The 24,463-nt window shown below is 65.5% G+C and carries 21 protein-coding genes and 1 pseudogene; 14 read left to right on the forward strand and 8 right to left on the reverse strand.

The window, feature by feature from the left end; genetic code table 11:
• The first annotated feature begins 134 nt into the window (after positions 1–134).
• The 4 genes from BRAD3257_RS27200 to BRAD3257_RS27215 all read left to right on the forward strand — a co-directional run bounded on the left by BRAD3257_RS27200 (position 135) and on the right by BRAD3257_RS27215 (position 5,152).
• On the forward strand, positions 135–1,379 hold the full coding sequence (locus tag BRAD3257_RS27200) for an MFS transporter (protein WP_162500389.1): 1,245 nt from the start codon (positions 135–137) through the stop codon (positions 1,377–1,379).
• A gap of 82 nt (positions 1,380–1,461) precedes the next feature.
• The gene (locus tag BRAD3257_RS27205; RefSeq protein ID WP_122404438.1) at positions 1,462–2,655 is read left to right on the forward strand and encodes a M20/M25/M40 family metallo-hydrolase; all 1,194 of its coding nucleotides are present in this window, start codon (positions 1,462–1,464) and stop codon (positions 2,653–2,655) included.
• 74 nt (positions 2,656–2,729) lie between these two features.
• The gene (locus tag BRAD3257_RS27210) at positions 2,730–3,818 is read left to right on the forward strand and encodes a mandelate racemase/muconate lactonizing enzyme family protein (protein WP_122404439.1); all 1,089 of its coding nucleotides are present in this window, start codon (positions 2,730–2,732) and stop codon (positions 3,816–3,818) included.
• Between the two features lie 185 nt (positions 3,819–4,003).
• Positions 4,004–5,152: an amidohydrolase gene (locus BRAD3257_RS27215; RefSeq protein WP_122404440.1), complete on the forward strand. Its 1,149-nt coding sequence runs from the start codon at positions 4,004–4,006 to the stop codon at positions 5,150–5,152.
• 1 nt (position 5,153) lies between these two features.
• Here BRAD3257_RS27215 and BRAD3257_RS27220 read toward each other — a convergent pair whose 3' ends face one another.
• Complete coding sequence (locus BRAD3257_RS27220) at positions 5,154–5,369, reverse strand: hypothetical protein (protein WP_122404441.1); 216 nt, start codon at positions 5,367–5,369, stop codon at positions 5,154–5,156.
• Between the two features lie 88 nt (positions 5,370–5,457).
• On the opposite strand from BRAD3257_RS27220, the gene BRAD3257_RS27225 reads away from it, so the two are divergent.
• The 4 genes and pseudogenes from BRAD3257_RS27225 (at position 5,458) to BRAD3257_RS42255 (ending at position 9,709) form a co-directional block, all read left to right on the forward strand.
• A complete protein-coding gene (locus BRAD3257_RS27225) occupies positions 5,458–6,180 on the forward strand; it encodes a DUF72 domain-containing protein (protein WP_122404442.1) in 723 nt (240 codons plus the stop codon).
• A gap of 227 nt (positions 6,181–6,407) precedes the next feature.
• The gene (locus tag BRAD3257_RS27230; protein WP_122404443.1) at positions 6,408–7,832 is read left to right on the forward strand and encodes a sodium:solute symporter family protein; all 1,425 of its coding nucleotides are present in this window, start codon (positions 6,408–6,410) and stop codon (positions 7,830–7,832) included.
• The gene (locus BRAD3257_RS27235; RefSeq protein WP_122404444.1) at positions 7,829–9,028 is read left to right on the forward strand and encodes a sialidase family protein; all 1,200 of its coding nucleotides are present in this window, start codon (positions 7,829–7,831) and stop codon (positions 9,026–9,028) included. The genes BRAD3257_RS27230 and BRAD3257_RS27235 overlap by 4 nt, the downstream gene beginning before the upstream one ends.
• A pseudogene (locus BRAD3257_RS42255) lies at positions 9,025–9,709 on the forward strand (SDR family NAD(P)-dependent oxidoreductase). Before BRAD3257_RS27235 ends, BRAD3257_RS42255 begins: the two are co-directional and overlap by 4 nt.
• Positions 9,710–9,742: 33 nt before the next feature.
• Here BRAD3257_RS42255 and BRAD3257_RS27245 read toward each other — a convergent pair.
• The 3 genes from BRAD3257_RS27245 to BRAD3257_RS27255 all read right to left on the reverse strand — a co-directional run bounded on the left by BRAD3257_RS27245 (position 9,743) and on the right by BRAD3257_RS27255 (position 13,024).
• Positions 9,743–10,930: a CaiB/BaiF CoA transferase family protein gene (locus BRAD3257_RS27245; protein ID WP_122404445.1), complete on the reverse strand. Its 1,188-nt coding sequence runs from the start codon at positions 10,928–10,930 to the stop codon at positions 9,743–9,745.
• 68 nt (positions 10,931–10,998) lie between these two features.
• Positions 10,999–12,654 carry a copper resistance D family protein gene (locus tag BRAD3257_RS27250; RefSeq protein WP_122404446.1) on the reverse strand — a complete coding sequence of 552 codons (1,656 nt, stop codon included), beginning with the start codon at positions 12,652–12,654 and terminating at the stop codon, positions 10,999–11,001.
• Between the two features lie 7 nt (positions 12,655–12,661).
• Positions 12,662–13,024: a copper resistance CopC family protein gene (locus tag BRAD3257_RS27255; RefSeq protein ID WP_122404447.1), complete on the reverse strand. Its 363-nt coding sequence runs from the start codon at positions 13,022–13,024 to the stop codon at positions 12,662–12,664.
• Positions 13,025–13,371: 347 nt separating this feature from the next.
• On the opposite strand from BRAD3257_RS27255, the gene ftsH reads away from it, so the two are divergent.
• A complete protein-coding gene (gene ftsH / locus BRAD3257_RS27260) occupies positions 13,372–15,213 on the forward strand; it encodes an ATP-dependent zinc metalloprotease FtsH (protein WP_122404448.1) in 1,842 nt (613 codons plus the stop codon).
• A gap of 25 nt (positions 15,214–15,238) precedes the next feature.
• Here ftsH and BRAD3257_RS27265 read toward each other — a convergent pair whose 3' ends face one another.
• Positions 15,239–15,922: a GntR family transcriptional regulator gene (locus BRAD3257_RS27265; RefSeq protein ID WP_122404449.1), complete on the reverse strand. Its 684-nt coding sequence runs from the start codon at positions 15,920–15,922 to the stop codon at positions 15,239–15,241.
• A gap of 123 nt (positions 15,923–16,045) precedes the next feature.
• On the opposite strand from BRAD3257_RS27265, the gene dctP reads away from it, so the two are divergent.
• The 5 genes from dctP to BRAD3257_RS27290 are packed head-to-tail and all read left to right on the forward strand — an operon-like array spanning position 16,046 to position 21,915.
• The gene (gene dctP, locus BRAD3257_RS27270; RefSeq protein ID WP_122404450.1) at positions 16,046–17,065 is read left to right on the forward strand and encodes a TRAP transporter substrate-binding protein DctP; all 1,020 of its coding nucleotides are present in this window, start codon (positions 16,046–16,048) and stop codon (positions 17,063–17,065) included.
• The gene (locus tag BRAD3257_RS27275; RefSeq protein WP_122404451.1) at positions 17,062–17,619 is read left to right on the forward strand and encodes a TRAP transporter small permease; all 558 of its coding nucleotides are present in this window, start codon (positions 17,062–17,064) and stop codon (positions 17,617–17,619) included. Before dctP ends, BRAD3257_RS27275 begins: the two co-directional genes overlap by 4 nt.
• Entirely contained in the window at positions 17,616–18,971 is a 1,356-nt protein-coding gene (locus BRAD3257_RS27280; RefSeq protein WP_122404452.1) for a TRAP transporter large permease, read from the forward strand. The genes BRAD3257_RS27275 and BRAD3257_RS27280 overlap by 4 nt, the downstream gene beginning before the upstream one ends.
• A 17-nt stretch (positions 18,972–18,988) precedes the next feature.
• Positions 18,989–20,398, forward strand: a complete 1,410-nt coding sequence (locus BRAD3257_RS27285; protein ID WP_122404453.1) for a malonyl-CoA decarboxylase — start codon at positions 18,989–18,991, stop codon at positions 20,396–20,398.
• On the forward strand, positions 20,395–21,915 hold the full coding sequence (locus tag BRAD3257_RS27290) for a malonate--CoA ligase (protein ID WP_122404454.1): 1,521 nt from the start codon (positions 20,395–20,397) through the stop codon (positions 21,913–21,915). The genes BRAD3257_RS27285 and BRAD3257_RS27290 overlap by 4 nt, the downstream gene beginning before the upstream one ends.
• 83 nt (positions 21,916–21,998) lie before the next feature.
• Here BRAD3257_RS27290 and BRAD3257_RS27295 read toward each other — a convergent pair whose 3' ends face one another.
• The 3 genes from BRAD3257_RS27295 to groES form a co-directional block, all read right to left on the reverse strand.
• Complete coding sequence (locus tag BRAD3257_RS27295; RefSeq protein WP_122404455.1) at positions 21,999–22,334, reverse strand: hypothetical protein; 336 nt, start codon at positions 22,332–22,334, stop codon at positions 21,999–22,001.
• A 91-nt stretch (positions 22,335–22,425) separates the two neighbouring features.
• Positions 22,426–24,045 carry a chaperonin GroEL gene (gene groL, locus BRAD3257_RS27300; RefSeq protein ID WP_122404456.1) on the reverse strand — a complete coding sequence of 540 codons (1,620 nt, stop codon included), beginning with the start codon at positions 24,043–24,045 and terminating at the stop codon, positions 22,426–22,428.
• Positions 24,046–24,080: 35 nt separating this feature from the next.
• Positions 24,081–24,395: a co-chaperone GroES gene (gene groES / locus BRAD3257_RS27305; RefSeq protein WP_162500390.1), complete on the reverse strand. Its 315-nt coding sequence runs from the start codon at positions 24,393–24,395 to the stop codon at positions 24,081–24,083.
• Between the last annotated feature and the right edge of the window lie 68 nt (positions 24,396–24,463).

Consider the following 24,463-nt stretch of genomic DNA (forward strand, 5'->3'; position numbering starts at 1 on the left):
CGGCTGCTTGCCGTTGGTCGTTCGCGGTATCCGGAGAAGCCACATTCCGGAATGAGGGGGTTCCCGCTGCCGCCATTGGCGCCCGATCCGTGATCATGTACGCCGTACAGAAACCTTCTAGGGACGGAACGCTCATGACCACTGCCGCCAACGACGCGGGCATCGCCACCCGCGCGCTGATCTTTGCGCTGCTCGCGCTCGCCTGCGGCCACATGCTCTCGACCTTGCTGCGCACCATTCCGGCCGTCAGCCTCGACCTGATGGCGGCGGATTTCCACATGGAGCCGCAGGCGCTGGCGAGCCTCACCTCGATCTATCATTTCGCCTTTGCGGCGGCCCAGATCCCGGTTGGCGCGGCGATGGACCGGTTCGGCGTGCGGCCGGTGTCGCTGAGCCTGCTGGCAGGAACCGTGTTCGGCGCGGTGGCGTCCGGGTTTGCGACGGGACCGGAAAGCTTCGCCGTCGGGCAGCTGCTGCTCGGCATAGCCACCTCGGGCATGCTGATGTGCCCGATGACGCTCGCAGCCAAGCAATTGTCCGCCGCGCGGTTCGGATTGTGGTCCGGCGCCATTCTCTCGATCGGCAATATCGGCATGCTGCTGTCGTCGAGCCCGCTCGCCTTCGTGATCGACCATTATGGCTGGCGCGCGGGGTTCTGGATCTCGGCGTTCGGCGGCATCCTCGTTGCACTCGCGGTGTTCGCGCTGGTGCCGAACCAGCCGGCCGAGCACAAGGACGACTCCTCGCCGCTGGCGCAGATGATCGAGGTTGTCAGGCTCGGCCTGTCGCGGCCGCTGCGAGGCCTCATCGCGCTGGCGCTGGTGTCGCTGGCGAGCTCGCTGGTGCTGCGCGGCCTGTGGGGCGGGCCATGGCTGATGCAGATCAAGGGACTGACGCGGGTCGAAGCCGGCAACCAGCTCGGCGCGTTCACGCTGGCGATGATCGCCGGCCCCCTGTGCATCGGCATGGTCGACCGCAGGCTCGGCCGCCGTCGCGAACTGGTCGTCGGCACGCACGCTTTCGCGGCGCTGCTGCTCGCACTGATGGCGTTGGGAGCCCCGCACCTTGCCGTTGCATGGCTGTTCGGCGTGACCGTCATGCCGCCGTACTACGATCTGGCACTGTTCGTGCTGATCGGGCTCTCCACCTCCGCGCAGCCGCTGCTGTTCGGCATGTCCAGGCAACTCGTCGACGCGCAGGTCGCAGGGAAAGCACTCGCAGCTCTCAATCTCGCCTTCTTTCTCGGCACCGCGCTGATGCAGTCCCTCACCGGCGCGGTGGCCGCGCTTGCGGGGCTGCCGGCGGTGCTGCTGTTCATGGCGGCGGCGCTGGCGCTCGGCGTGCTGATCTTTTTGACTTACACGAGAGCGAATTCGTAGGATGGATGGATAGAGCGAAGAGCTCTAGCCCGCCCAACCGTTCGCCCCCGCGCCGCTGCCTGCATCAAGGGAATTCCAGTCCATGCCTGTCGACCACAAAGCCGCCACCGATCGCCTCATGCGCTTTCTCGCCGTCGAGGGCGTGACGGGACAGGAGGCTGCGATCGGGCGCGAGCTTACGGCCGCGCTGAAGGAGGCCGGCGTGCCGGCGAAGGCGATCCGGCTCGACGATGCCAACACGCGCATTCCGGTGCCGACCGAGACCGGCAATCTCATCGTCGATCTGCCCGGCCGCGGCGTGCTGCACAACCAGCCCCGCATCATGTTCATGACCCACATGGACACCGTGCCACTGTGCGCCGGCGCCAGGCCGAAACTGTCGGGGCGCAAGATCGTCAACGAGGCCAAGACCGCGCTCGGCGGCGACAATCGCTGCGGCTGCGGCGTGCTGGTGACGCTGGCCGCCGAGCTCTCACGGCAGAAGCTCGATCATCCGCCGATCACGCTGTTGTTCTGCGTGCGCGAGGAGAGCGGGCTCTACGGCGCGCGGCAAGTCAAGCTCGATGAGCTTGGCGCGCCGGCGATGGCCTTCAACTATGACGGCGGCTCGGCGTCCAACGTCGTCATCGGCGCCGTCGGCGCCGATCGCTGGACCGTCGAGATCTTCGGGCGCGCCTCGCATGCCGGCGTCGCGCCCGAGCGCGGCATCTCCGCGACCATGATCATGGCGCTAGCGCTGGCCGACGTGAAGGCCGGCGGCTGGTTCGGCAAGGTGGTGAAGGGCAAGAAGCAAGGCACCAGCAATGTCGGCCCCGTCACCGGCGGCGAGGGCCGCCCCGCGGGCGATGCCACCAACGTCGTCACGGACTACGTGCATGTGCGCGGTGAATGCCGCAGCCATGACGGAAAATTCTTCAAGGAGATCACCAAGGCCTACAAGGCCGCCTTCGAGAAGGCGGCCAAGAAGGTCACCAACGTGCAAGGCAAGTCCGGCAAGATCAAGTTCAAGGCCGAGACCGACTATTATCCCTTCCGGATGAAGGAGAGCCTGCCGGTGGTCAAACGCGCGATCGAGGCGGTGTCGGCCGTGGGCGGAACTCCGAACGTGCGCGCGGCCAACGGCGGGCTGGACGCCAACTGGATGGTCCGTCACGGTATTCCGACCGTGACCTTCGGCGCGGGGCAGAATGAAGCGCACACGATCGACGAATGGATCAATCTCGACGAATACGACCGCGCCTGCGCGCTGGCGCTGCAGCTGGCGACCATGCGGTGAGGTGCCTTGCGCGATGCGCGCTTGCCGAGCGGTGCGCATCGTCCTAGCCTGCAAGAAAAAAGCAGGAAGGAACCATGGCGCGCATCGCGACGACCGAGACCGGACTCTACCGGATCCCTCTCCCCATTACGCTCTCCGACTCCACCCATGGCGAGATCGCCGCATTCGAGCTGATCACCTGCCGCATCCGTGATGCCGATGGCGCCGAGGGTGTCGGCTACACTTACACCGTCGGCCGCAATGGCGGTTCTGTTGCTGACATTCTCGCGCGCGAGATCCCTGCACTGATCGAAGGGCGCGAGGCCGACGACACCGAAGCGATCTGGAATCACGTCTGGTGGGCGCTGCATTATGGCGGCCGCGGCGGGCCGGTGGTGCTGGCGCTCTCCGCGCTCGACATCGCGCTGTGGGATTTGAAGGCGCGCCGCGCCAAGCTGCCGCTGTTCCGCCTGCTCGGCGGTTTTGACGCGCGCGTGCCGTGTTATGCCGGCGGCATCGACCTCGATCTCTCCGTCGATGCGCTGCTCAAGCAGACCGACGACAACCTCGCCAAAGGATTTCGCGCCATCAAGATGAAGGTGGGCCGGCCCGATCTCAAGTCCGACATCGCGCGTGTCTCCGCGATGCGACAGCATCTCGGCGACGGCTTTCCGCTGATGGCGGACGCCAACATGAAATGGACGGTCGAGGAGGCGATCCGGGCCGCGCGTGCCTTCGTTCCCTATGACCTGACCTGGCTGGAGGAGCCGATCATTCCCGACGACGTCGCCGGGCACGCGCGCATCATGCAGACCGGCGGCGTGCCGATCGCGGCGGGCGAGAATCTGCGCTCGCTGTGGGAGTTCAAGAATTACATCGCCGGTGGCGCGGTGTCCTATCCCGAGCCCGACGTCACCAATTGCGGCGGCGTCACTGCCTTCATGAAGATCGCGCGGCTGGCGGAAGCGTTCAACCTGCCGGTCACCAGCCACGGCGCGCACGACATCACCGTGCACCTGCTCGCGGCCTGCCCGAACCGCTCCTATCTGGAGGCGCACGGGTTCGGGCTGGACAAATATATCGAGCATCCGCTGGTGCTGAAGGATGGGCTGGCACTGGCGCCTGATCGGCCCGGGCACGGCATCGGCTTTGACTGGAAGGGCCTTGCGAAGCTGGCGCCTTAGGGCACCCGTCATGCCCGGGCTTGTCCCGGCATCCACGTTCTTTTCAGCTACGAAGCAAGACGTGGATGGCCGGGTCAAGCCCGGCCATGAGGGTGTGGCTGCACGCGAGCCATACCCCTGCGTGGGATGCGTAGGCCCGATAATCCGCTAAGGTGGCGACAGACAACTTGCGAGAGACACCCACCTTGTCCCCCGAACTCCACCAGAAACTGACCGCGTGGCGCCGGCACCTGCATGCCCACCCCGAATTGTCGCTCCAGGAAAAAGCCACAGCCGCCTTCGTGCAGGACAGGCTCGCCGAGCTCGGCATCCCCTTTGAAGCCAACATCGGCGGGCACGGCATCGTCGCGACCTTGAAGCGCGGGCACGCCCGCAGCCGGGTGGGCCTGCGCGCCGACATGGATGCGCTGCCGATCACCGAGGACACCGGCCTGGCCTACGCTTCAAAGACATCGGGCGTGATGCATGCGTGCGGCCATGACGGCCATACCGCCTCGCTGCTCGGCGCAGCAGCACTGCTCGCCGCCGACGCCGACTGGAGCGGCACGGTCGATTTCATCTTTCAGCCGGCCGAAGAAGGATTCGGCGGCTCGCGCGCGATGGTCGCGGCGGGGCTGTTCGACCGCTTTCCAATGGAGCGGATATTCGGCTTCCACAACTGGCCGGGCCTTGCCGCCGGCACCATCGCGGTCCATGACGGTGTCGTCATGGCCTCCGGCGGGCGCATCACCATCACCATCGAGGGCCATGCCGGCCACGCCGGCATGCCGCATCTGACGCGCGATCCGGTGGTGGCCGCCGGCCATTTGATCGTGGCGCTGCAATCGGTCACCTCGCGCGGCGTCGATCCGCTCGACACTGCCGTGCTGTCGCTCTGCACGATCGAAGGCGGCACCGCGCCGAACCAGATCGCCGGACGCGTCACCATCCGCGGCACGCTGCGGTACCACCGCGAGGCGGTCAAGGGCACCATCCTCGATGGCATCGAACGCACCTGCGCGGGGATTGCGACCGGCTTTGGCGTCAAGGTCACGCCCGAGATCGTCATGGGCGTCGGCGTCGTGATCAACACGCCGGCCGAAGCGGAGCTCGCGCGTATCGCCGCGGAAAAGGTGCAGGCGCCCGTGCGGCGCGACCTTGCGCCCAGCATGGCCGGTGAGGACTTTGCCCACTTCCTGCAGCAGCGGCCGGGCGCCTTTGTCTGGATCGGCAATGGCGAGTTACGCGAGGGCGCCGAGCTGCATGGCCCGCGCTACGATTTCAACGACGCGATCCTGCCGGTGGCCTCCGGTTGGATGGCTGAGGTCGCCAAGACGGCGCTGGCCTCGAACTAGCTCACGAGATCTCGTGTGGCAGCTTCCAATCCGGCCGCGGCTCGCAAACCTCGTCCACCCGCTCGACATGATAGCCGGCGGGCAAAAGGTGGCCGCCCTCCTCGTCCGCGACGGGGACGTCGGTCACGAGGCCCTCGATCAAGGCGGCTTCCCACACCTCCTTCTCGGTCGGAAAGGGATTGCCGATCTGCTTGTTGCCTTCGAACAGCGCGTACATCGGTTCCGGTCCTGCGTTGATGCCCAGAGCAACGTATCGGCCGCACGGACGTTCCCTCCGGCAAATGGCAACGGATGGCACGTGAGCGATGGCGCGCGTTCTGATCGGAACCTCCGGCTGGCACTATGCCTCCTGGCGAGGCCCGTTCTTTCCCGAGGGCGTGACGCTGAAGCAGCAGCTGCGCTACTACTCCGGGCAGTTCGACACCACCGAGCTGAACGGCGTGTTCTACCGCACGCCGACGCCGGAAGCGGTGAAGGGATGGCGCGAGCAGACCGGCCGCGATTTCGTGTTCGCCTGGAAGGCGTCGAAATTCATCACGCACTGGAAGCGCCTGTCGGACCGCTCGGTCAACAGCCTCGAGCTGCTGGAGGACCGCATCTCGCGGCTCGGCGATAAGGCCGGCCCGATCCTGTTCCAGCTGCCGCCGCAGTTCGAGGCGAATGCGGACCGGCTCGCGTCCTTCTTCAAGCTGTTGTCACGGAAGCGGCGCTACAGCTTCGAATTCCGTCATCCGAGCTGGTATCAGCCGCGCATCCTGCGGATGCTGGCCGACGAGAATATCTCGCTGTGCCTGTCCGATCATCACGATGCGCCGGCGCCGTGGAAGCGCACCGCGGATTTCGTCTATGTGCGCGGACACGGGCCGAGCGGGCGTTATCACGGGCACTACACCAAGGCCATGCTGACGCAATGGGCAAAGCGCATCAAGTCGTGGAAGCGGCAGGGCTGCGATGTCTACGTCTATTTCGACAACGACCAGAAGAGCGCAGCGCCGGCCGATGCAGAGGCGTTGAAGCAATTGCTGTAGCAGGCGGACGCCGGCTCGCCGCGCAACCCGGCCTTCCCTTGGACCAAGCAACCGGAATCCCGCTGATCGCACGCCTGCCGGGCGGCCCCGCCTCAGCGCGCTTGACGCATGTTGTCCGGGAAGGTCTAATGGGGACAAAGAACAATTGTTCGCATTCCGAACACCGATCCAATCGGATACAGCGGGCTCACAACACCGCGTCCGCGTCACCAGAGGAAACGTCAACGATGCAAGCCATCCTCAACGGCGAGAGCACGCTCATCGTCACGATGATCGTCGCCTATATCGCCTTCACGTCCTGGCTCACGCTGAAGCTGCGCAGCCGAACCAGCGATCAGTTCATGACGGGCGCGCGCGCAATGCCGGCCGTCGTCGTCGGCGTGCTGATGATGAGCGAATTCGTAGGGGCCAAGTCGACCGTCGGCACGGCGCAGGAGGCCTTCCAATCGGGCATCGCGGCAGGCTGGGCCGTGCTCGGCGCCTCGATCGGCTTCTTGCTGTTCGGGCTGTTGATGGTGAAGAAGCTCTACAATTCCGGCGAATACACCATCTCGGCCGCGATCGCGCAGAAATACGGCAAGTCGACCATGCTCACGGTATCGGTGATCATGATCTACGCCCTGCTGCTGGTGAACGTCGGCAACTACGTCAGCGGGGCAGCCGCGATCGCCACCGCGCTCCATGTCAGCCTGCCCGTCGCGATGTGCATCATCGCATTCGTCAGCACCTTCTACTACGTGTTCGGCGGCTTGAAGGGCGTCGCCTGGGTGACGATCCTGCACAGCGCCATCAAGGTCGTCGGCATCCTCATCATCTTTGCGGTGGCGATGTCGCTGACCGGCGGGATTGCGCCGATGCAAGCAAAGCTGCCCGCCTACTATTTCAGCTGGGACGGCAAGATCGGCTTTGCGACCATCTTTGCCTGGACCTTCGGCACGGTCGGCGCGATCTTCTCGACGCAGTTCATCGTCCAGGCGATCTCCTCGACGCCGAGCGCCGACGACGCACGCAAGGCGACCTTCTATGCTGCCGCGTTCTGCCTGCCGCTCGGCATCCTGCTCGCGCTGGTCGGTGTCGCCGCGAAATTCCTCTATCCCGACATGAACAGCCTCTACGCCCTGCCGGTGTTCCTCGAGAAGATGCCGCCGCTGGCCTCGGCCTTCGTGACCACCTCGCTCGTCGCCTCGATCTTCGTCAGCGTCTGCACGGTGGCGCTCGCGATCGCCTCGCTCGTGGTGCGCGACTTCTACGTTCCATACTGGAAGCCGACGCCGGAGCGCGAGCTGAAGATGACCCGCGTGTTCTCGGTGCTGATCGGCATCGTGCCGCTGGTCTTCGTCTTCTTCGTTCCGGAGATCCTCAAGCTGTCGTTCTTCACGCGCGCGCTGCGCCTGTCGATCACGATGGTGGCGATGATGGGCTTCTATCTGCCGCTGTTTGCCAGCAACCGCGGCGCCACGGCCGGGCTGATCGGCGCGGCGGTGTCGACCACGGTCTGGTACCTGCTGGGCAACCCGTTCGGCATCGACAACATGTACGTCGCCGCCGCGACGCCATTGATCGTGATGGCAATCGAGCACCTGGTGCTGGGCCGCTCGCCCAGCGCGCGGGCGGCGCAACGAAATGCCCTGATGGAAAGGACCTCGACATGATCGCCGACATGGAGATCGTCGCCGATGGCGTCGTCCGCGCCGTGGCCGGTGATCCCGAACGGTTCGACGCCTTCATCCCCTCGCCTTGCGTCCAGAACCACGCCGCCAATCTCATGCCGCTCGCGGGCGGCGATCTGGCTTGCGTCTGGTTCGGCGGCACGCAGGAGGGTATGTCGGATATCTCCATCTATTTTTCACGCCTATCCCGCGGCGCGACACAGTGGTCGCCTGCCGAAAAGCTCTCCGATGACACCGGACGTTCGGAGCAGAACCCGGTGCTGTTTCCCGCTCCCGACGGCACGCTGTGGCTGATGTGGACGGCTCAGCTCGCCGGAAACCAGGACACCGCGCTGATCCGCCGCCGCCTCTCGCGTGACAATGGCAAGAGTTGGGGCCCGATCGAGACGCTGTTCCCGGAGCAGCGCGGCCGCGGCACCTTCATCCGCCAGCCGGTCGTCGTGCTCGACAATGGCGACTGGCTACTGCCCGTGTTCTATTGCCACAGCACACCGGGCCGGAAATGGAACGGCGACGAGGACACCAGCGCGGTGAAGATCTCGTCGGATGCCGGCGCGACCTGGCGGGACGTCGACGTCCCCGGCAGCCGGGGCTGCGTGCATATGTGCGTCGCGCGCCTCGACGACGGCTCGCTGCTCGCGCTGTATCGCAGCCGCTGGGCCGACAACATCTATCAGAGCAGGTCCGTCGACCACGGCAGCAGCTGGTCGGCGCCGGTTGCGACCGCGCTTCCCAACAACAACTCGTCTATCCAGTTTACGCGTCTCGTGAACGGCCATCTCGCACTCGTGTTCAACGACTCGAGCGCCAATGACGCAACCGGGCGTCGGCTCTCGCTCTATGACGAAATCGAAGATGATCTGCCACCGGTCCTCGCCGCCGACGGCAGCACGGCGAACGGACGCACCGCCTTCTGGGGTGCGCCGCGGGCACCGATGACGCTGGCGGTCTCGGCCGACGGTGGACGGAGCTGGACCAGGCGCAACGTCGAGACCGGCGACGGCTATTGCATGACCAACAATTCGCGCGAGCAAAGCAATCGCGAGCTGTCCTATCCGTCCATCAAGCAGACCGCCGACGGCGCGCTCCACATGGCGTTCACCTTCCACCGCCGCGCCATCAAATATGTGCGTGTGACCGAACCATGGGTGAACGCGCGGCGCCCGGGACTGAGATGATGCACATGCGGCCTCACGCTCTCGTCACCGGCGCCAGTTCGGGGATTGGCGCTGCGATCGTCGAGCGGCTGCTGCGCGACGGCTGGCGCGTCACCGGGATCAGCCGGCGGCCCGGTCTGTTGGAGCATCCGGCCTTCGATCATGTGTCGCTCGACCTTGCCGACGTCAGGGCCATCGCGGACACCGTCGCGGGCATCGCGCCGACCGCACTGGTTCATGCCGCCGGGATGCTGAGGGTCGGTCAGCTCGGGTCGCTCGATCACGAGGCGGGAGCGGCGATGTGGCGGCTGCATGTCGAGGTTGCCGAGCGTCTCGCCGACGCCCCTGGCACCGCGCCTTCCACAGGGCGGGCGCATCGTCTTCATCGGCAGCCGAACCGCATCGGGTGCGCCCGGACGCGGGCAATATGCCGCGACGAAGGCGGCGCTGATCGCGCTGGCCCGGTCCTGGGCAATGGAGCTTGCACCGCGTGGCGTCACGGTCAACGTGGTTGCGCCGGCTGCGACCGAGACGCCGATGTTGAAGGATCCCTCGCGCGCTGATGTTGCACCAAGACTGCCGCCACTCGGCCGTTACATCCGCCCCGAGGAAGTGGCCGGCGCAGTCGCCTTCCTGCTCTCGGCCGAAGCCGCCGCCATCACCGGACAGCAGCTGGTCATCTGCGGCGGCAGCTCGCTTTGAGCGCCCGCCATCCCAGAGCTTGCACCCTGATAGCTAGATAATGCCGCCTCGCCGAAGCGCCGCGATCGCCGCCTCGTCATAGCCGAGCTCGGCGAGGATGAGATCGGTGTGCTCGCCGAGTGTCGGCGGACGCGTTGCGATGTTGCCCGGCGTTTCCGACAGCCGCACCGCGGCGCGGGCGACCGGCGCCTGTTTCGGCAGGCCCGGATAATCGACGTCCTGCATGAAACCGGCGGCGCGGATGTGCGGATGATCCAGCGCCTGTTGCGGGCTGAGGACGGGACCGGTCGGAATCATCGCTTGGCCCAGCGCGTCGACGGCTTCCTGCGTGGTGCGCTCGGCGCACCAGCGCGCCATCCGCTCGCTGATGATGCGGCCGTTGTTGCCGCGGCTGATGTCGTCGGCAAAGCGCGGATCGTTCAGCCAAAGCTCCTCCTCGCCGATCAGCCTCGCCCAGCGCTTGAACAGCGGATGGCCGGTGACCTGGCAGAGCACCCAGCCGTCCTTGGTGCGGTAGATATCGGCCGGCGCTGCGGTCTGGCCGAGATTGCCGGTCGGAACGCGATTGACGTTGATCACCGCCTGCTCGATCAGCGTGGCATTGGTGAAGGACAGAGCGGTTGCGAGCAGCGCGCCCTCGACGATCTGCCCGCGTCCGGATTTGCCGCGCTCGATCAGCGCGACGAGCGTGCCGAACGCGCAATGCAGCGCCGTGCCGAAATCGACCCAGTTCACCGCGGCCCGATACGGCGGATCGCCCGCGCCCGTCATGTAGACCGAACCCGACATCGCCTGCCCGACGCCGTCGAAGCCGACGCGGTCAGACCAGGGGCCCGGCCCGCCGAACGCAGTCGCCGTAGTCAGGATGATGTCCGGCTTGATCGCCTTCAACGACTCGTAATCGAGCTTCATCGCGCGCAGGGTCTGCGGCGGCAGATTGGCAACCACGACGTCCGCGGTCGCGATCAGGCGGCGCATCACCTCCTGGCCTTCCGCCTTCATCGGATCGAGCGTGATGCACTTCTTGTTGCGATTGACCTGGAGAAACAGTGCGCCCTCGCCGCCTTCGCCCACCGGCGCCACGAAACGATCCTCGCTGCCGTCGCGCTTCTCGACGCGGATGACGTCGGCCCCGAACTCCGCCAGCAAGGTCGCGCAATATGGCCCGGCGATGTAGCGCCCGAAATCGAGCACGCGCACGCCCTCCAAAACTCCTCCCATCGGCCTCTTCCCCGGTGTTTTGGTCAGATTACAGGGAATGGTTGCCACGGCAAGATGGCAGCGGGCGCTCAGGCTTCGCGGTAGTCCAGCAGGACGAGCCCGACCAGGACGAAGGCGACTGGCCAGATCCACGCCGCGACCTCGCGGACGCGACCATCGAGACGCAATTCGAGCCAGCGCGCCCAGCCGGCAGCGATGCCGCACAGCGCCAGCGGTGTGTGGCTCATCTCGATCAGCAGCTGGTCCTTGATGTTGGCGATGGCATGGGAATGCGTGAGCAGCAGCGCACCACCGAGCGCGGTCGTCAGGGGAAACACCAGCGCTGCGCGTCCGGCCTTGTCGCCGCGCAGCCGCACGCGCCATTCGAACAGGCCGAACGCGGCGATCAGCAGCACGAAGATCCGATGCTGCGCCACCTCGGGATCACGAAGCGACTCGAAGAAACCGGCCGGCCCGAGCGGCCAGGCCTGCTCGTCGGCGCGGAGGAACAGGAAGGCGGCCATCGCGAGAAACAGCAGCGGCCAGTGCCTCGCCCAGCGGCCCCAGCGAAAATGCTCGATCAAGGCGAGCAGCCCGATCAACACCACGAAGACGCCGGCCCAGTGATGATTGTACTCGGACCAGGCGATGTCCTCGGCGTTGCGCGGCAGGATCGTGCCTTCGCCGGGAACGTAGGCGGATGGCGCGCTGCTGCGCCCGGCATCAACCAGGCTGATCCTGGCCTGGAGCTGCGCGATGGTCAGCTTGTCGTAGTCCGGGCTGGTCAGGCGCGGCGGCCATTGCGGCGTAGCGCGCTCGACGATCTCCTGCCAGTTCAGGCGATCGCGCGAAAGATCGACGCCGGGCGGCAATGACGTCAGCGACGCAGCGGCGAGCAGAACGGTGAGACCGATGCCGACCTCGACCTCGGCGAAGCGCTTGAGGCGAACGATGGGCGTTGCGGCGTCGCGCCGCAGCCGCTCGACCAGGAAATAATTGCCCGCGCCAAGCGCGAGCAGCATCAGCAGCAACCCGACCTTGGCGAGGGTCATGACGCCATAGGCGGTGCCGTAGATCGCCTCGATTGAGCCGATGTAATCGAAGGCCATGACGAGACCGCCGCCGACGATGGCCGCGACTGCGGCCATGGACATCAGCGAGTAGCGCCGTGCGATGAGACGCCAGTCGGAGGACGACTTGCAGCCGTTCAGCGCGATCAGGAAATAGGGAAGCCCGCCGATCCAGATCGCGGCGCCCAGCATGTGTCCGGCATTGGACAGGAGCAGCGGCCAGCTGACGACCGGCCGGCTCGCCGCGTGGGTCAGCCTGGTCTGCATCGCGAGCGCGAGCAGCGCAAGCGCGAGGAGCGCAGCGGATCGCAGGCCCTGCGCGCGACCATTCGCCAGTACGGCGAGGCCGAATGCACATATCGCGATGACGAAGTCCGCCCGGCCGAAATCGGCGGTGACAGCTTCGCTCCAGGGCACCTGGAGCGTTCCGACCAGCGCGGCGGTATTGAGGCCGAGCGAGGCGACGGTGAGGATCGCCCACGCGAAGGCGCTGGCCTTCAGCACCGTCAGGCATTTCTCCTCGATCGAGAGGCCGAACACGGAGAGCTGCGGCTGCAACGGCCCCCACAAAAGCATCTGAAAGGCGAGACCGCCGAGTGCGAAGGATTGGGCGATCAGGATCAGGCCGCGCAGGACGACCGACAGATAGCCGAAGATGTCGAGAAACAGGTACAAGGTGAGGTCAGTGAACGATGAACGGAATGTCGCCGCGCGTGATGTGTCCGTCGACGCTCAGCACCTGCCAGCGCAGGTGCCAGGCGCCACTGGAAAGCCGCGCCGCCTCGGCCTTGAGCTCGTCGGCCGGCGCATCGGCCGCGGGCGTCAGCGCCTGCGCGGCGCCGTTCGGAGCCAGCAGCGTCAGCTTGGAACGGGCGCGATCGATCCGGCTGTTGAAATGCAGGCTGATCGCGACCGCATCGCCCGATACGGTCGCACCGGCCGCCGGCGAGGACGACACGATGATGGCGTGTGCGCAAGCTGCGTTCGGGTCGGCTAGACACCAGATGGCAGATAGAAGGATCGCGATTCGAACGAACACGCGCATGATTGCTCACTCGCTGCCGGTAGCCGTCTCGCCACCGCACCGCCCGCCGGCGCGTGGTCCGTGCCTATGTTGGAACCGGGACGCCCTTCGCAAGGGCGCGCGAGCGCCAACCCGGTTACAACCCGCGGAAAAGCACCGGCTGTTGCCGCTGCGACACACCGGCTGCGGCGGCTGAGCAAGGGCCCGGCCTGCGCCTCTCACCCCAAGCGCACTGGCGTATCCGGAACTGAAGGCAGCAGGAGAAGTTTTGTCGATAACGATGCAGGTCCGGCCGCGTACCGGGCCCGAGCGCGCAAAAATGCGCCTCGACGCGGCGCGGCCGCAACACGATCGGATCTGGCTCTCGCATGAACAAGAATATCCGTTTCAATCTTGGATATGCTGTGGCCGCGATCTTCGCGGTCTTCTTGATCCAGTATCTGATCTCCACGGCGCACCAGACCGCCGTGATCCCCTACAGTGAATACCAGCAATTGCTGCGCCAGGGGAAAGTCGATGCCGTCGGCATTTCCGACCGCACCCTGCAGGGCACACTGAAGGAGCCGCTGCCCGGCGGGCAAAAACAATTCGTCACCACGCGCGTCGATCAGGACGTTGCGCAGGAGCTGGAGAAATACAACGTCCGATTCACCGGCCAGATCGAGAGCACGTTTCTGCGTGACCTTTTGTCGTGGGTCATGCCCGTGCTGCTGTTCTTCGGGGTCTGGTGGTACATCGGCCGCCGCATGGCGGAAGGCGGCGGGATCGGCGGTGGGCTGATGGCCATCGGCAAGAGCAAGGCCAAGGTGTATGTCGAATCCAACACCGGGGTCACCTTTGCCGACGTCGCCGGAGTGGATGAGGCCAAGGACGAGCTTCGCGAGGTCGTCGATTTCCTGAAGAACCCGACCGACTATGGCCGGCTCGGCGGCCGCATGCCGAAAGGCGTGCTGCTGGTCGGCCCTCCGGGCACAGGCAAAACCCTGCTGGCGAAGGCCGTTGCCGGCGAGGCGAGAGTGCCGTTCTTCTCGATCTCGGGTTCGGAGTTCGTCGAGATGTTCGTCGGCGTCGGCGCCGCGCGGGTGCGGGACCTGTTCAAGCAGGCCCATGAAAAGGCTCCGGCCATCATCTTCATCGACGAGCTCGACGCGCTCGGCCGCGCCCGCGGCATCGGCGCTTTCGCGGGCGGCCACGATGAGAAGGAGCAGACGCTCAACCAGCTGCTCGTCGAACTCGACGGCTTCGATTCGCGGTCGGGGCTCGTCATCCTCGCCGCCACCAACCGGCCCGAAATCCTCGATCCCGCCCTGCTCCGCGCCGGCCGCTTCGACCGGCAGGTGCTGGTCGACCGGCCCGACAAGAAGGGCCGCATCGAGATCCTGAAGGTGCACATGAAGAAGGTGCGGCTGGCGGACGGCGTCGATGCAGACGCCGTTGCAGCGCTCACCCCGGGTTTCACGGGCGCGGACCTCGCCAATCTCGTCAATGAAGCGGCGCTTCTGGCGACACGTCGAGGGGCCGACGCGGTCAGCATGATTGACTTCAACAATGCGGTCGAGCGCATGGTCGCGGGCCTCGAAAAGCGCAACCGCCTGCTCAACACCAGGGAACGCGAGATCGTCGCCTATCACGAGATGGGCCACGCCCTCGTCGCCCTCTCGTTGCCGGGGACCGATCCCGTGCACAAGGTCTCGATCATCCCGCGCGGTGTCGGCGCGCTCGGCTACACCATTCAGCGACCGATCGAAGACCGCTTCCTGATGACCAAGGAGGAGCTGGAGAACAAGATGGCGGTGCTGCTCGGCGGCCGCGCCGCGGAGCTGATCGTGTTCGGTCATTTGTCCACGGGTGCGGCCGACGATCTGCGCCGCGTGACCGACATCGCCCGCAGCATGGTGACGCGCTACGGCATGTCCGAGAGATTGGGCGGCGTCGCCTACGAGCGCGACCCCGGCAACTTCCTTGCCGGCGCCGACCGCCCCTATCCGGCGCGCGAGCGCGACTATGCGGAAGAGACTGCAGCCGCGGTCGATCGCGAGGTGAAGGCCATCGTCGATCAGGTCTTCCAACGCACCCAGGGCATCCTGAACACGCGCCGGCCGATCCTGGACCGCGCCGCGAAGAAGCTCTTGGAGAAGGAGACGCTCGAGCAGAACGATATCGATGCGCTGATCCGGGAGATGCCCAAGGAAGGGCTGCGGGCCATCTAACTGGCGCGCCGCACGGCAGCCACGTTTATTTCGCCGTCTGCCTCCTGCTTTCGGCAGGAGATTGGCCGCCGGGTGAAAGGCCAAGGACCATGTCCGAGAACCGTTCGCCTTGCACCAGGACGTGGTCGTGGAGGCGGGTTGCGGCCAATTGCTCGTCGCCGGCACGGATCGCTTCCAGAATGCCGGCATGCTCCTGCAGCGATTGCAGCAGCCGGTTGCGCGCCCGAAGCTGGATGCGGCGATAGGCGCTCAAACGCTTGTGCAAGGCGAAAGCCTGATCGGCCAGGAAGCTGTTGCGGCTGGCGCGGTAGATCGCTTCGTGGAAGTTGCGGTTGTCGGCGTAGTACTGCTCGCTGTCGCCGTTCCGCGCGGCCGTCTCGCAGGCCCGGTGCGCAGCTTCCATCGCCGCATCATTGTCCGGCGTCAGCCGCCGTGCGGCCAGCCGTCCGCAGGCGCTTTCGATCTCGGCCATGGTCTCGAACATCTCGAACAGCCGGGTTGGTGACGGGACGCTGACAATGGCGCCGCGTCGCGGGCGAACATCGATGAAGCCTTCGGCCCCGAGCTGCAGCAGCGCTTCCCGGATGGGTGTCCGCGACACGCCGAATCGCTCCGCCAGCGAGGCTTCGTCCAAGCGATCGCCGGGCTGAAATTCCCCTGCAATCACAGCATCTTCGATCGACTGCTTCAGTCTGAAGGCCTGGCTCATTGTATACATCCGATCTCACAGCTCCATACCATACGCTTGACAAAACATACAGCATGCAGTTCATATGGTAATTGTATGCAAGATTAGAAATAAAAAATGCAATTTGGCGACAGGAGGTATGGAATGAGGATTTCGAGACGCCAAGCCCTGGCCCTGGGCATCGCGGCCCCGGCGCTGCTCCGGTTCGGAGAGGCGCGTGCGGCCACGGCCCTGAAGATTTCGCACCAGTTTCCTGGAGGCACCGCAACCGAGGGCGATTTCCGCGACCGGCTCTGCCGGCGTTTCGCGGCGCAGATCCAGGAGCGCAGCAAAGGTGCGATGACCGCCGAGATCTATCCGGGCTCGTCGCTGATGAAGACCAACGCGCAGGTCTCAGCGATGCGCAAAGGCGCGCTCGACATGAGCCTCATCCCGATCTCCTACGCCGGCGGCGATCTTCCCGAGTTGAACATCGGCCTGATGCCGGGCCTCGTCACCGGTTACGACGAAGGCCTCGGCTGGAAGAACAAGCCGATCGGCCAGGAGTTCAGCAAATTCCTTGCCGCCAAGGGTCTCGTCATCATCACCTGGATCTGGCAGGCCGGCGGCGTCGCCAGCCGTGCGCGCCCCCTGGTCGAGGTCGGCGATGCCAAGGGCATGAAGATCCGCGGCGGCTCGCGCGAGATGGATCTCGTGCTGCAGGCTGCCGGCGCCTCGGTGCTGTCGCTGCCCTCCAACGAACTCTATGCGGCGATGCAGACCGGCGCCTGCGATGCCGCCCTCACCTCGTCCACCAGCCTGACCTCGTTCCGCCTGGAGGAGCTCGCCAAGCATCTGACGACCGGGCGAGCCAAGAGCTACTGGTTCATGCTCGAGCCGCTCGTGATGTCGAAGGCGGTGTTCGACCGGCTTTCGAGCGAGGAGCGCGACATCATCGTCTCGGTCGGCACCGAGCTCGAAGCGTTCGGCCGCGCTGCGGCCGTGGAGGACGACGTCCGCGTCGCCAAGGTCTACCAGGCCGCCGGCGCAACGGTGCACGATCTCGACGACAAGACGGTTCAGGCCTGGCGTGAGCTTGCGCGCAACACCGCCTGGAAGGACTACGCTGGCAAGAACGAGAACTGCGCCCGCCTGATCAAGCTTGCCATGGAGGCCGGCTCATGAGCGCGCACGGCATCGATCTCGGCCATTCCGCCGCCGTGCCCGCGGCGCGCTCCGGGTCCCCCGTGGGACGCATCAGCCGCGCGATGACCCTGCTCAACAGGGCAATCGTCGTGCTCTGCTCGATCGCGCTCATCGTCGCGAGCACGATCCTGAGCTACAGCGTCGGCGCGCGCTACTTCTTCAACGCGGCCACCTATTGGCAGGACGAGGCCGCGGTGTTCCTGCTGGTCGGCGCCACGTTCCTGTCCACCGCGTTCGTGCAGGCCGGGCGCGGCCATATCGGCATCGAGGCCCTCACCGGCTACCTGTCGAAACGCGGCAACGCGATCCGCATGCTCGTGGTCGACGTGGCGAGCCTGCTGTTCTGCGGCTTCTTCGCCTGGAAATCCTGGACGCTGTTCCACGAAGCCTGGGTCGACGGCCAGGTGTCCGGATCGACCTGGGCTCCGCCGCTGTGGATTCCCTACAGCATGATGTCGCTGGGCATGACCCTGATGACGCTGCAGATCGCGCTTCAGCTCGCCGCGAGCATCGACGCATGGAGGAGCAAATGAGCACGCTTGCCGTCGGACTGATGTATGGTGGTGCGACCCTCGCCGTCATGGCCTCGGGCATGCCGATCGCCCTCGCACTCGGCGCGGTCGCCGTCGTCTTCATGTACTACTTCATGCCCACCGCATCGCTCGATACGGTGACGCAGAACGTCTACGAGGAGATGGCCTCGATCACGCTGCTGGCGATCCCGCTCTTCATCCTGAAGGGCGCCGCGATCGGCAAGTCGAAGGCGGGACAGGACCTCTACAGCGCACTGCATGTCTGGATGGGCCGCATTCCCGGCGGTCTCGGCATCGCCAATGTGTTTGCCTGCGCGCTGTTCGCCGCGATGGCCGGATCGTCTCCGGCCACCTGCTCGGCAATCGGCTCGGCCGGTATCCCCGAGATGCGCAAGCGCGGCTATTCCGGCGGCTTCGCCGCGGGCGTGATCGCCGCCGGCGGCACGCTGGGCATCCTGCTGCCGCCCTCGATCACCATGATCCTCTACGCGGTCGCGGCGGAGCAGTCGCTCGGACGCCTCTTCCTCGCCGGCATCGGACCGGGCCTCCTGCTGGTGCTGCTGTTCGCGATCTACGCGGTGCTGAGGTTCAAGGCCGAATACAACGCGGCGCAGCGCGCCTATGCCGCCGATCCGGCGCAGCATCCGATCCTGTCGAACGAGCGCTTCACCATGGCGATGCGGTTCGGCGCGCTGCCGCGCGTGCTGCCCTTCGTCGTGCTGCTCAGCGGCGTCATGATCGCGCTCTATGGCGGCTATGCGACGCCCTCGGAAACCGCCGGCCTCGGCGGCATCCTGGCGCTGGTCCTGATCGCCTCGATCTACGGCGTGTGGCGCCCGCGGGATCTCGGCCCGATCCTGGAATCGACGCTGAAGGAATCGACCATGCTGATGCTCATCATCGGCATGTCGCTGCTCTACTCCTATGTGATGAGCTATCTCCACATCAGCCAGGCGGCGGCGCAGGCGATCGTGGCGATGCAGCTGTCGCGATGGGTGCTGCTGGGCGCGATCCTGGTGCTGGTGGTCGTGCTCGGCTTTTTCCTGCCGCCGGTCTCGATCATCCTGATGACCGCGCCGATCATCCTGCCGCCGCTCAAGGCCGCCGGCTTCGACCTGATCTGGTTCGGCGTGGTGATGACGATCGTGATGGAGATGGGCCTCATCCATCCACCGGTCGGACTCAACATCTTCGTCATCAGGAACATCGCGCCCGACATCCCGTTGCGGGACGTGATCTGGGGCACGCTGCCTTTCGTCCTGCTGATGGCGTTCGCGGTCGTCCTGCTCTGCCTGGTGCCGTCGATCTCCACTTTTCTGCCCAATCTGGTGATGGGCGCGCCGTCGCGTTAACCGAGGAGGCATGAACGATGCTGAACGACATCCGATCCGGACGCATTGCGGCGCCCGAATTCCTGCAAGGGCTGATCGACACGTTGACGCAACGCGGCCGCGCGGTTCTCGGCATCAAGCCGGATCGCGATGTCGGCGAGGATCGCGACCTCGAGCTTCTCGGCGAGGCGCTACTTTCCCGGCGCGGCGAAGCCTCCGGCGTTGCGATCGCGCAATCGCTGCTTGCGGCCTTCGAGCGGGCGGCCGAGCCGCAGCGGCTCAAGTTTCTATCCTCCCTCGCCGACCGGTTCGGGCCCGACCGGCGCGCGATCGAGCTCGCGATCGCCGCCTACCAGCGCAAGGAGGGCGGCGATGGAAGCAAGCTCGAGGCGCTCCATGCCGCCGCAGAGCCGCGCCGGCAGGAGCTGATCCGGCGCCTCAACCTTGCGCCCGGTGGAACATCGTCGCTGGTGCGGATGCGCGAGGTGCTGCTCGCGCTGCTGCGCGAGCATCCCGAGCTCCAGCCGGTTGACGACGATTTCGTTCATCTGTTCTCGTCCTGGTTCAACCGGGGTTTTCTCGTGCTGCGACCGATCGACTGGACCACCTCGGCCAACATCCTCGAAAAGATCATCAGATATGAAGCCGTCCACGCCATCCAGGACTGGGACGACTTACGCAACCGACTGGAGCCACCGGATCGCCGCTGCTACGCATTCTTTCATCCGCAGCTGGTCGACGAGCCGCTGATCTTCGTCGAGGTCGCGCTGACGAAGGAGATTCCCGGCGCGATCGGCTCATTGCTAGACAAATCGCGCGAGGCGATTGCCGCGCACGAGGCGACAACGGCCGTGTTCTACTCGATCTCGAACACGCAGAAGGGCCTGGCCGGCGTCTCGTTCGGCAATTTCCTGATCAAGCAGGTGGTGCAGGACCTCGCCCGCGAGCTGCCGAACCTGAAGACCTTCGTCACGCTGTCTCCCGTTCCCGGCTTTGCCGGCTGGGTGCGGCGCGAGCTCAAGACCGAGGCCTCCGCCGCGATCGATGAGGAGACGCGACGCGCGCTGGCCGCGCTCGACGACGGCGGCGACATCGCGCAGGCAAAGGAGGCGATCACGGCGCTCGCCGCCTATTACTTCCTGAAGGCGAAACTGCCGTCAGGCAAGCCGGTGGACGCGGTCGCCCGCTTCCATCTCGGTAACGGCGCGCGCCTGGAACGGCTGAATTTCCTCGGCGATGCCTCCGCCAAGGGAATGAAGCAATCCTACGGGCTGATGGTGAACTATCTCTACGCGCTCGAGCGCATCGAGGCGAACCACGAGGCCTTTGCCGAGCATGGCACGGTCGTCGCGTCCGACAAGGTGAAGAAGGCGCTTCGCGCGAAACTGTCATCGCGGGACCTCGTTCCCAGTCCTCACACCAACTCGCAACGGAAGATCTCGTCATGACCTCGAACCTGTACGATCGCCTGCTGGCCGGCGCGGCGTCCGACCAATCCATCTGCATCGAGAAGGACGACGGCACGGCGTTGAGCTATGCCGAACTTGCTGCGCTGAACGGCAGGTTCGCAAACTTCCTCGCCAGTATCGGCATCGGCCCGAACCACCGCGTCGCGGTCAAGGTGGAGAAATCCGTCGAGGCGGTCGCGCTCTATCTCGCAACGCTGCGCACTGGCGCGGTCTATCTGCCCCTCAACACAGCCTATACGCCGACTGAGACCGAGTATTTCATCCGCGACGCGCAGCCGACGTTGATCGTGTGTGATCCCAGAGAAGAGGCCGAGTTGCGCGCCATCGCCGCCAAGGCGGGCGGCCGCGTCGAGACGCTCGATCACCGCGGCAAGGGTTCGCTCGTCGAAGCTGCGGCAGACTTCCCGGTGCGATTTGAAACCGTCGCCAGGACGACTGACGATCTTGCGGCCATCCTCTACACGTCGGGCACGACCGGCCGCTCGAAGGGAGCCATGCTGACACACGGCAATCTTTCTTCGAACGCCCTGACGCTCGTCCAGGAGTGGCGTTATTCGAGCAAGGACGTGCTGATCCATGCCCTGCCGATCTATCACGTTCACGGGCTCTTCGTGGCCTGCAACGTCAGCTTCGCCGCACGCGCGCGCATCCTGTTCATGCAGAAGTTCGACGCCGAACGCATTCTGGCAACGATGGCGCGCAGCACGGTTCTGATGGGCGTGCCGACCTTCTATGTCCGCCTGCTCGAGAGCACTGACCTGAACGAGCGAAGCACCGCCAACATGAGGCTTTTCGTCGCCGGCTCGGCGCCGCTTCTGGCCGAGACACACCGGGCCTGGAAGAAGCGGACCGGGCACGCGATTCTGGAACGCTACGGCATGACCGAGACCGGGATGATCGCCTCCAATCCCTACGAGGGGTCTCGCATCGCCGGGTCGGTTGGCCGGCCGCTTCCCGCCGTCGAGGTTCGCGTCACCCATCCCGAAACCGGCGCAATGCTCCCCGTTGGCGAGGTCGGCATGATCGAGGTGAAGGGGCCGAACGTCTTTGCGGGCTACTGGAACATGCCGGACAAGACCGCGGCCGAGTTCCGTGCCGACGGCTTCTTCATCACCGGCGATCTCGGCAAATTCGATGCGAATGGTTATCTGCACATCGTCGGGCGCGGCAAGGACCTCATCATTACCGGTGGGTTCAACGTGTATCCCAAGGAAATCGAAACCGAGATCGACGCGATTCCCGGCGTTTCCGAGAGCGCGGTCGTCGGCGTGCCGCACGCCGATTTTGGCGAGGGTGTCACCGCGGCGGTGGTTCGGTCGCCGGGCTCATCGGTCGACGAACGCGCCATTCTCGCGGCGCTGTCGGGACGATTGGCAAAGTTCAAGCAGCCGAAGCGCGTCGTGTTCGTCGAGGGGCTGCCGCGCAACGCGATGGGAAAAGTGCAGAAGAACGTCTTGCGCGAACGCTTTGCAGATCTCTATTCCGGGCGGGCGTAGTCCCCCGCGGCGTTTCCCCTCTGCATTGGACTGCCGAGATGGCGAGAACCGGGAGGGAGCGGCCTCCCGGCCGCTCTACGACCTCAGCTCATGGCAGGCTCTGGACGGTTCCGATCCAGCGGCGTGACATCGAGCCGGATACCGGATGGCCCCAGAACCGGCGACAGCAGCGTATCCACCTTCATAGTCGGGCTGCCCCGTTGCCAGCTCGACCACGGCATCGTGTCCAGGTACGGGATCGGCGGCAAGGCCAGCCGCTCGAAAGTGTCCGCCGCCTTGGCGGCAGAGCTCGAGCTTTCGGCGCCGTAGGCTGCGAAGGGCACGAGGGAGAGGCCGGCACCAACGGCCAAGGCGGCGAGTCGCCGCAGCGTTTTCTGGGTGGCTTCCCCGCGAGCGGAGAAAGCACGATCGTTGATCATCTCATCCTCCTTTCGTTCGAGAACAGATCCAATTGATCAGAACAGAGCACGCGAAGAACGAGCCCGGCCGCTCGGCCGGGCTCGCTCATCCCTAGAAGTCCATGGGGGGGGCGCTTGCCGCTTCTGTCTTCTTCGGCTTGTCAGCGACCAGCGCTTCGGTCGTGATGAGCAGCGAAGCGACCGAGGCCGCGTCCTGCAAGGCGGTGCGCACCACCTTGGCAGGATCGATCACGCCCGCCTGGACCATGTCCTGGTACTCGCCGGTCGCGGCATTGAAGCCCCAGGTGTAGGTCTGATTTTCGAGGAGCTTGCCGACGACGATGGAGCCATCCTCGCCCGCATTCTGAACGATCTGCCGGGCCGGCACCTGGATGGCGCGACGCACGATCTCGACCCCCGCCTTCTGGTCGGCATTGGTGGTCTTGACGCCGTCGAGCGCCTTGAGGGAGCGCAGCAGTGCAACGCCGCCGCCAGGCAGAATGCCTTCCTCGACAGCGGCCCGCGTCGCATGCAGGGCATCGTCGACGCGATCCTTGCGTTCCTTCACCTCGACCTCGGTCGCTCCGCCGACCCGGATCACCGCGACGCCGCCGGCGAGCTTGGCCAGCCGCTCCTGCAGCTTCTCGCGATCGTAATCCGAGGTGGTTTCCTCGATCTGCGTCCTGATCTGTTGGCTTCGCGCCTCGATGTCCTTCTTGGCGCCGGCGCCATCGACGATCGTGGTGTTCTCCTTGTCGATCACCACCTTCTTGGCACGGCCCAGCATCTTCACTGTGACGTTCTCGAGCTTGATGCCGAGATCTTCGGAGATCACCGTGCCGCCGGTGAGGATCGCGATATCCTCCAGCATCGCCTTGCGGCGGTCGCCAAATCCCGGCGCCTTGACGGCGGCGACCTTCAAGCCGCCGCGCAGACGGTTGACGACCAAAGTCGCAAGCGCCTCGCCCTCGACCTCCTCAGCGATGATCAGCAGCGGCTTGCCCGATTGCACGACCTGCTCGAGCAGCGGGAGCATCGACTGCAGGCTGGAGAGCTTCTTCTCGTGGATCAGCACATAGGGATCTTCGAGCTCGACCCTCATCTTCTCCGGGTTGGTGACGAAGTAGGGCGAGACATAGCCGCGGTCGAACTGCATGCCCTCGACCACCTCGAGTTCGGTGTGCAGGCTCTTGGCTTCCTCGACCGTGATCACGCCCTCATTGCCGACCTTCTGCATGGCATCCGCCAGGAAGCGGCCGATCTCGGTGTCGCCGTTGGCGGAGATGGTGCTGACCTGGGCGATCTCGTCGTTGGAGGTGACCTTCTTGGCGTGCGACTTGAGATCGGTCACGATCGCCTCCACGGCAAGGTCGATGCCGCGCTTGAGGTCCATCGGGTTCATGCCGGCGGCGACGGCCTTGGCACCTTCCTTGACGATGGCCTGCGCCAGCACCGTCGCCGTCGTGGTGCCGTCTCCGGCAAGATCACTGGTCTTTGACGCGACCTCGCGCACCATCTGGGCGCCCATGTTTTCGAACTTGTCCTCCAGTTCGATCTCCTTGGCGACGGTGACGCCGTCCTTGGTGATGCGCGGCGCGCCGAACGATTTTTCGATGACGACGTTGCGTCCCTTTGGACCGAGCGTGACCTTCACCGCATTCGCCAGCGTGTCGACGCCCCGCAGCATGCGCTCGCGAGCCTCGGTCGCGAACTTCACGTCCTTGGCAGCCATGTTGCCACTCTCCTTTCTGTCGATGACCGTCAGTGTTACGCCGCCTTCTTCAGCGTGCCGGCCTGTTCGACCACGCCGAGAAGATCGCTTTCCTTCATGATCGAGAACTCTTCGCCATCGATCTTGACCTCGGTGCCTGACCACTTGCCGAACAGCACCCGGTCGCCGACCTTGACGTCGAGTGGCACGAGCTGGCCTTGCTCGTTACGCGCACCCGGCCCAGCGGCGATGATCTCGCCCTGCTGCGGCTTCTCCTTGGCGGTGTCGGGAATGATGATGCCGCCGGCGGTCTTCTCCTCGGCATCGACGCGGCGCACGAGCACGCGATCGTGCAACGGGCGGAAATGCATGCACATCCTCCTTGGGTAGGTTCAGCGATGTCCAAAATCCGGGTCCGGAACCGGCCCCCGGGCGGCAA

It is taken from the genome of Bradyrhizobium vignae (genome assembly GCF_900324035.1).
GTDB lineage: Bacteria > Pseudomonadota > Alphaproteobacteria > Rhizobiales > Xanthobacteraceae > Bradyrhizobium > Bradyrhizobium vignae.

Bases quoted from the DNA above. Each gene is read 5' to 3' on its own strand.
- groL (WP_122404456.1), bottom strand. From the start codon at position 24,045: ATGGCTGCCAAGGACGTGAAGTTCGCGACCGAGGCTCGCGAGCGCATG.
- BRAD3257_RS27230 (WP_122404443.1), top strand. From the start codon at position 6,408: ATGCAAGCCATCCTCAACGGCGAGAGCACGCTCATCGTCACGATGATC.
- BRAD3257_RS27210 (WP_122404439.1), top strand. From the start codon at position 2,730: ATGGCGCGCATCGCGACGACCGAGACCGGACTCTACCGGATCCCTCTC.
- dctP (WP_122404450.1), top strand. From the start codon at position 16,046: ATGAGGATTTCGAGACGCCAAGCCCTGGCCCTGGGCATCGCGGCCCCG.
- BRAD3257_RS27245 (WP_122404445.1), bottom strand. From the start codon at position 10,930: ATGGGAGGAGTTTTGGAGGGCGTGCGCGTGCTCGATTTCGGGCGCTAC.
- BRAD3257_RS27295 (WP_122404455.1), bottom strand. From the start codon at position 22,334: ATGATCAACGATCGTGCTTTCTCCGCTCGCGGGGAAGCCACCCAGAAA.
- groES (WP_162500390.1), bottom strand. From the start codon at position 24,395: ATGCATTTCCGCCCGTTGCACGATCGCGTGCTCGTGCGCCGCGTCGAT.
- BRAD3257_RS27265 (WP_122404449.1), bottom strand. From the start codon at position 15,922: ATGAGCCAGGCCTTCAGACTGAAGCAGTCGATCGAAGATGCTGTGATT.
- BRAD3257_RS27200 (WP_162500389.1), top strand. From the start codon at position 135: ATGACCACTGCCGCCAACGACGCGGGCATCGCCACCCGCGCGCTGATC.
- BRAD3257_RS27275 (WP_122404451.1), top strand. From the start codon at position 17,062: ATGAGCGCGCACGGCATCGATCTCGGCCATTCCGCCGCCGTGCCCGCG.
- BRAD3257_RS27235 (WP_122404444.1), top strand. From the start codon at position 7,829: ATGATCGCCGACATGGAGATCGTCGCCGATGGCGTCGTCCGCGCCGTG.
- BRAD3257_RS27205 (WP_122404438.1), top strand. From the start codon at position 1,462: ATGCCTGTCGACCACAAAGCCGCCACCGATCGCCTCATGCGCTTTCTC.
- BRAD3257_RS27285 (WP_122404453.1), top strand. From the start codon at position 18,989: ATGCTGAACGACATCCGATCCGGACGCATTGCGGCGCCCGAATTCCTG.
- BRAD3257_RS27225 (WP_122404442.1), top strand. From the start codon at position 5,458: ATGGCGCGCGTTCTGATCGGAACCTCCGGCTGGCACTATGCCTCCTGG.
- ftsH (WP_122404448.1), top strand. From the start codon at position 13,372: ATGAACAAGAATATCCGTTTCAATCTTGGATATGCTGTGGCCGCGATC.
- BRAD3257_RS27290 (WP_122404454.1), top strand. From the start codon at position 20,395: ATGACCTCGAACCTGTACGATCGCCTGCTGGCCGGCGCGGCGTCCGAC.
- BRAD3257_RS27280 (WP_122404452.1), top strand. From the start codon at position 17,616: ATGAGCACGCTTGCCGTCGGACTGATGTATGGTGGTGCGACCCTCGCC.
- BRAD3257_RS27220 (WP_122404441.1), bottom strand. From the start codon at position 5,369: ATGTACGCGCTGTTCGAAGGCAACAAGCAGATCGGCAATCCCTTTCCG.
- BRAD3257_RS27255 (WP_122404447.1), bottom strand. From the start codon at position 13,024: ATGCGCGTGTTCGTTCGAATCGCGATCCTTCTATCTGCCATCTGGTGT.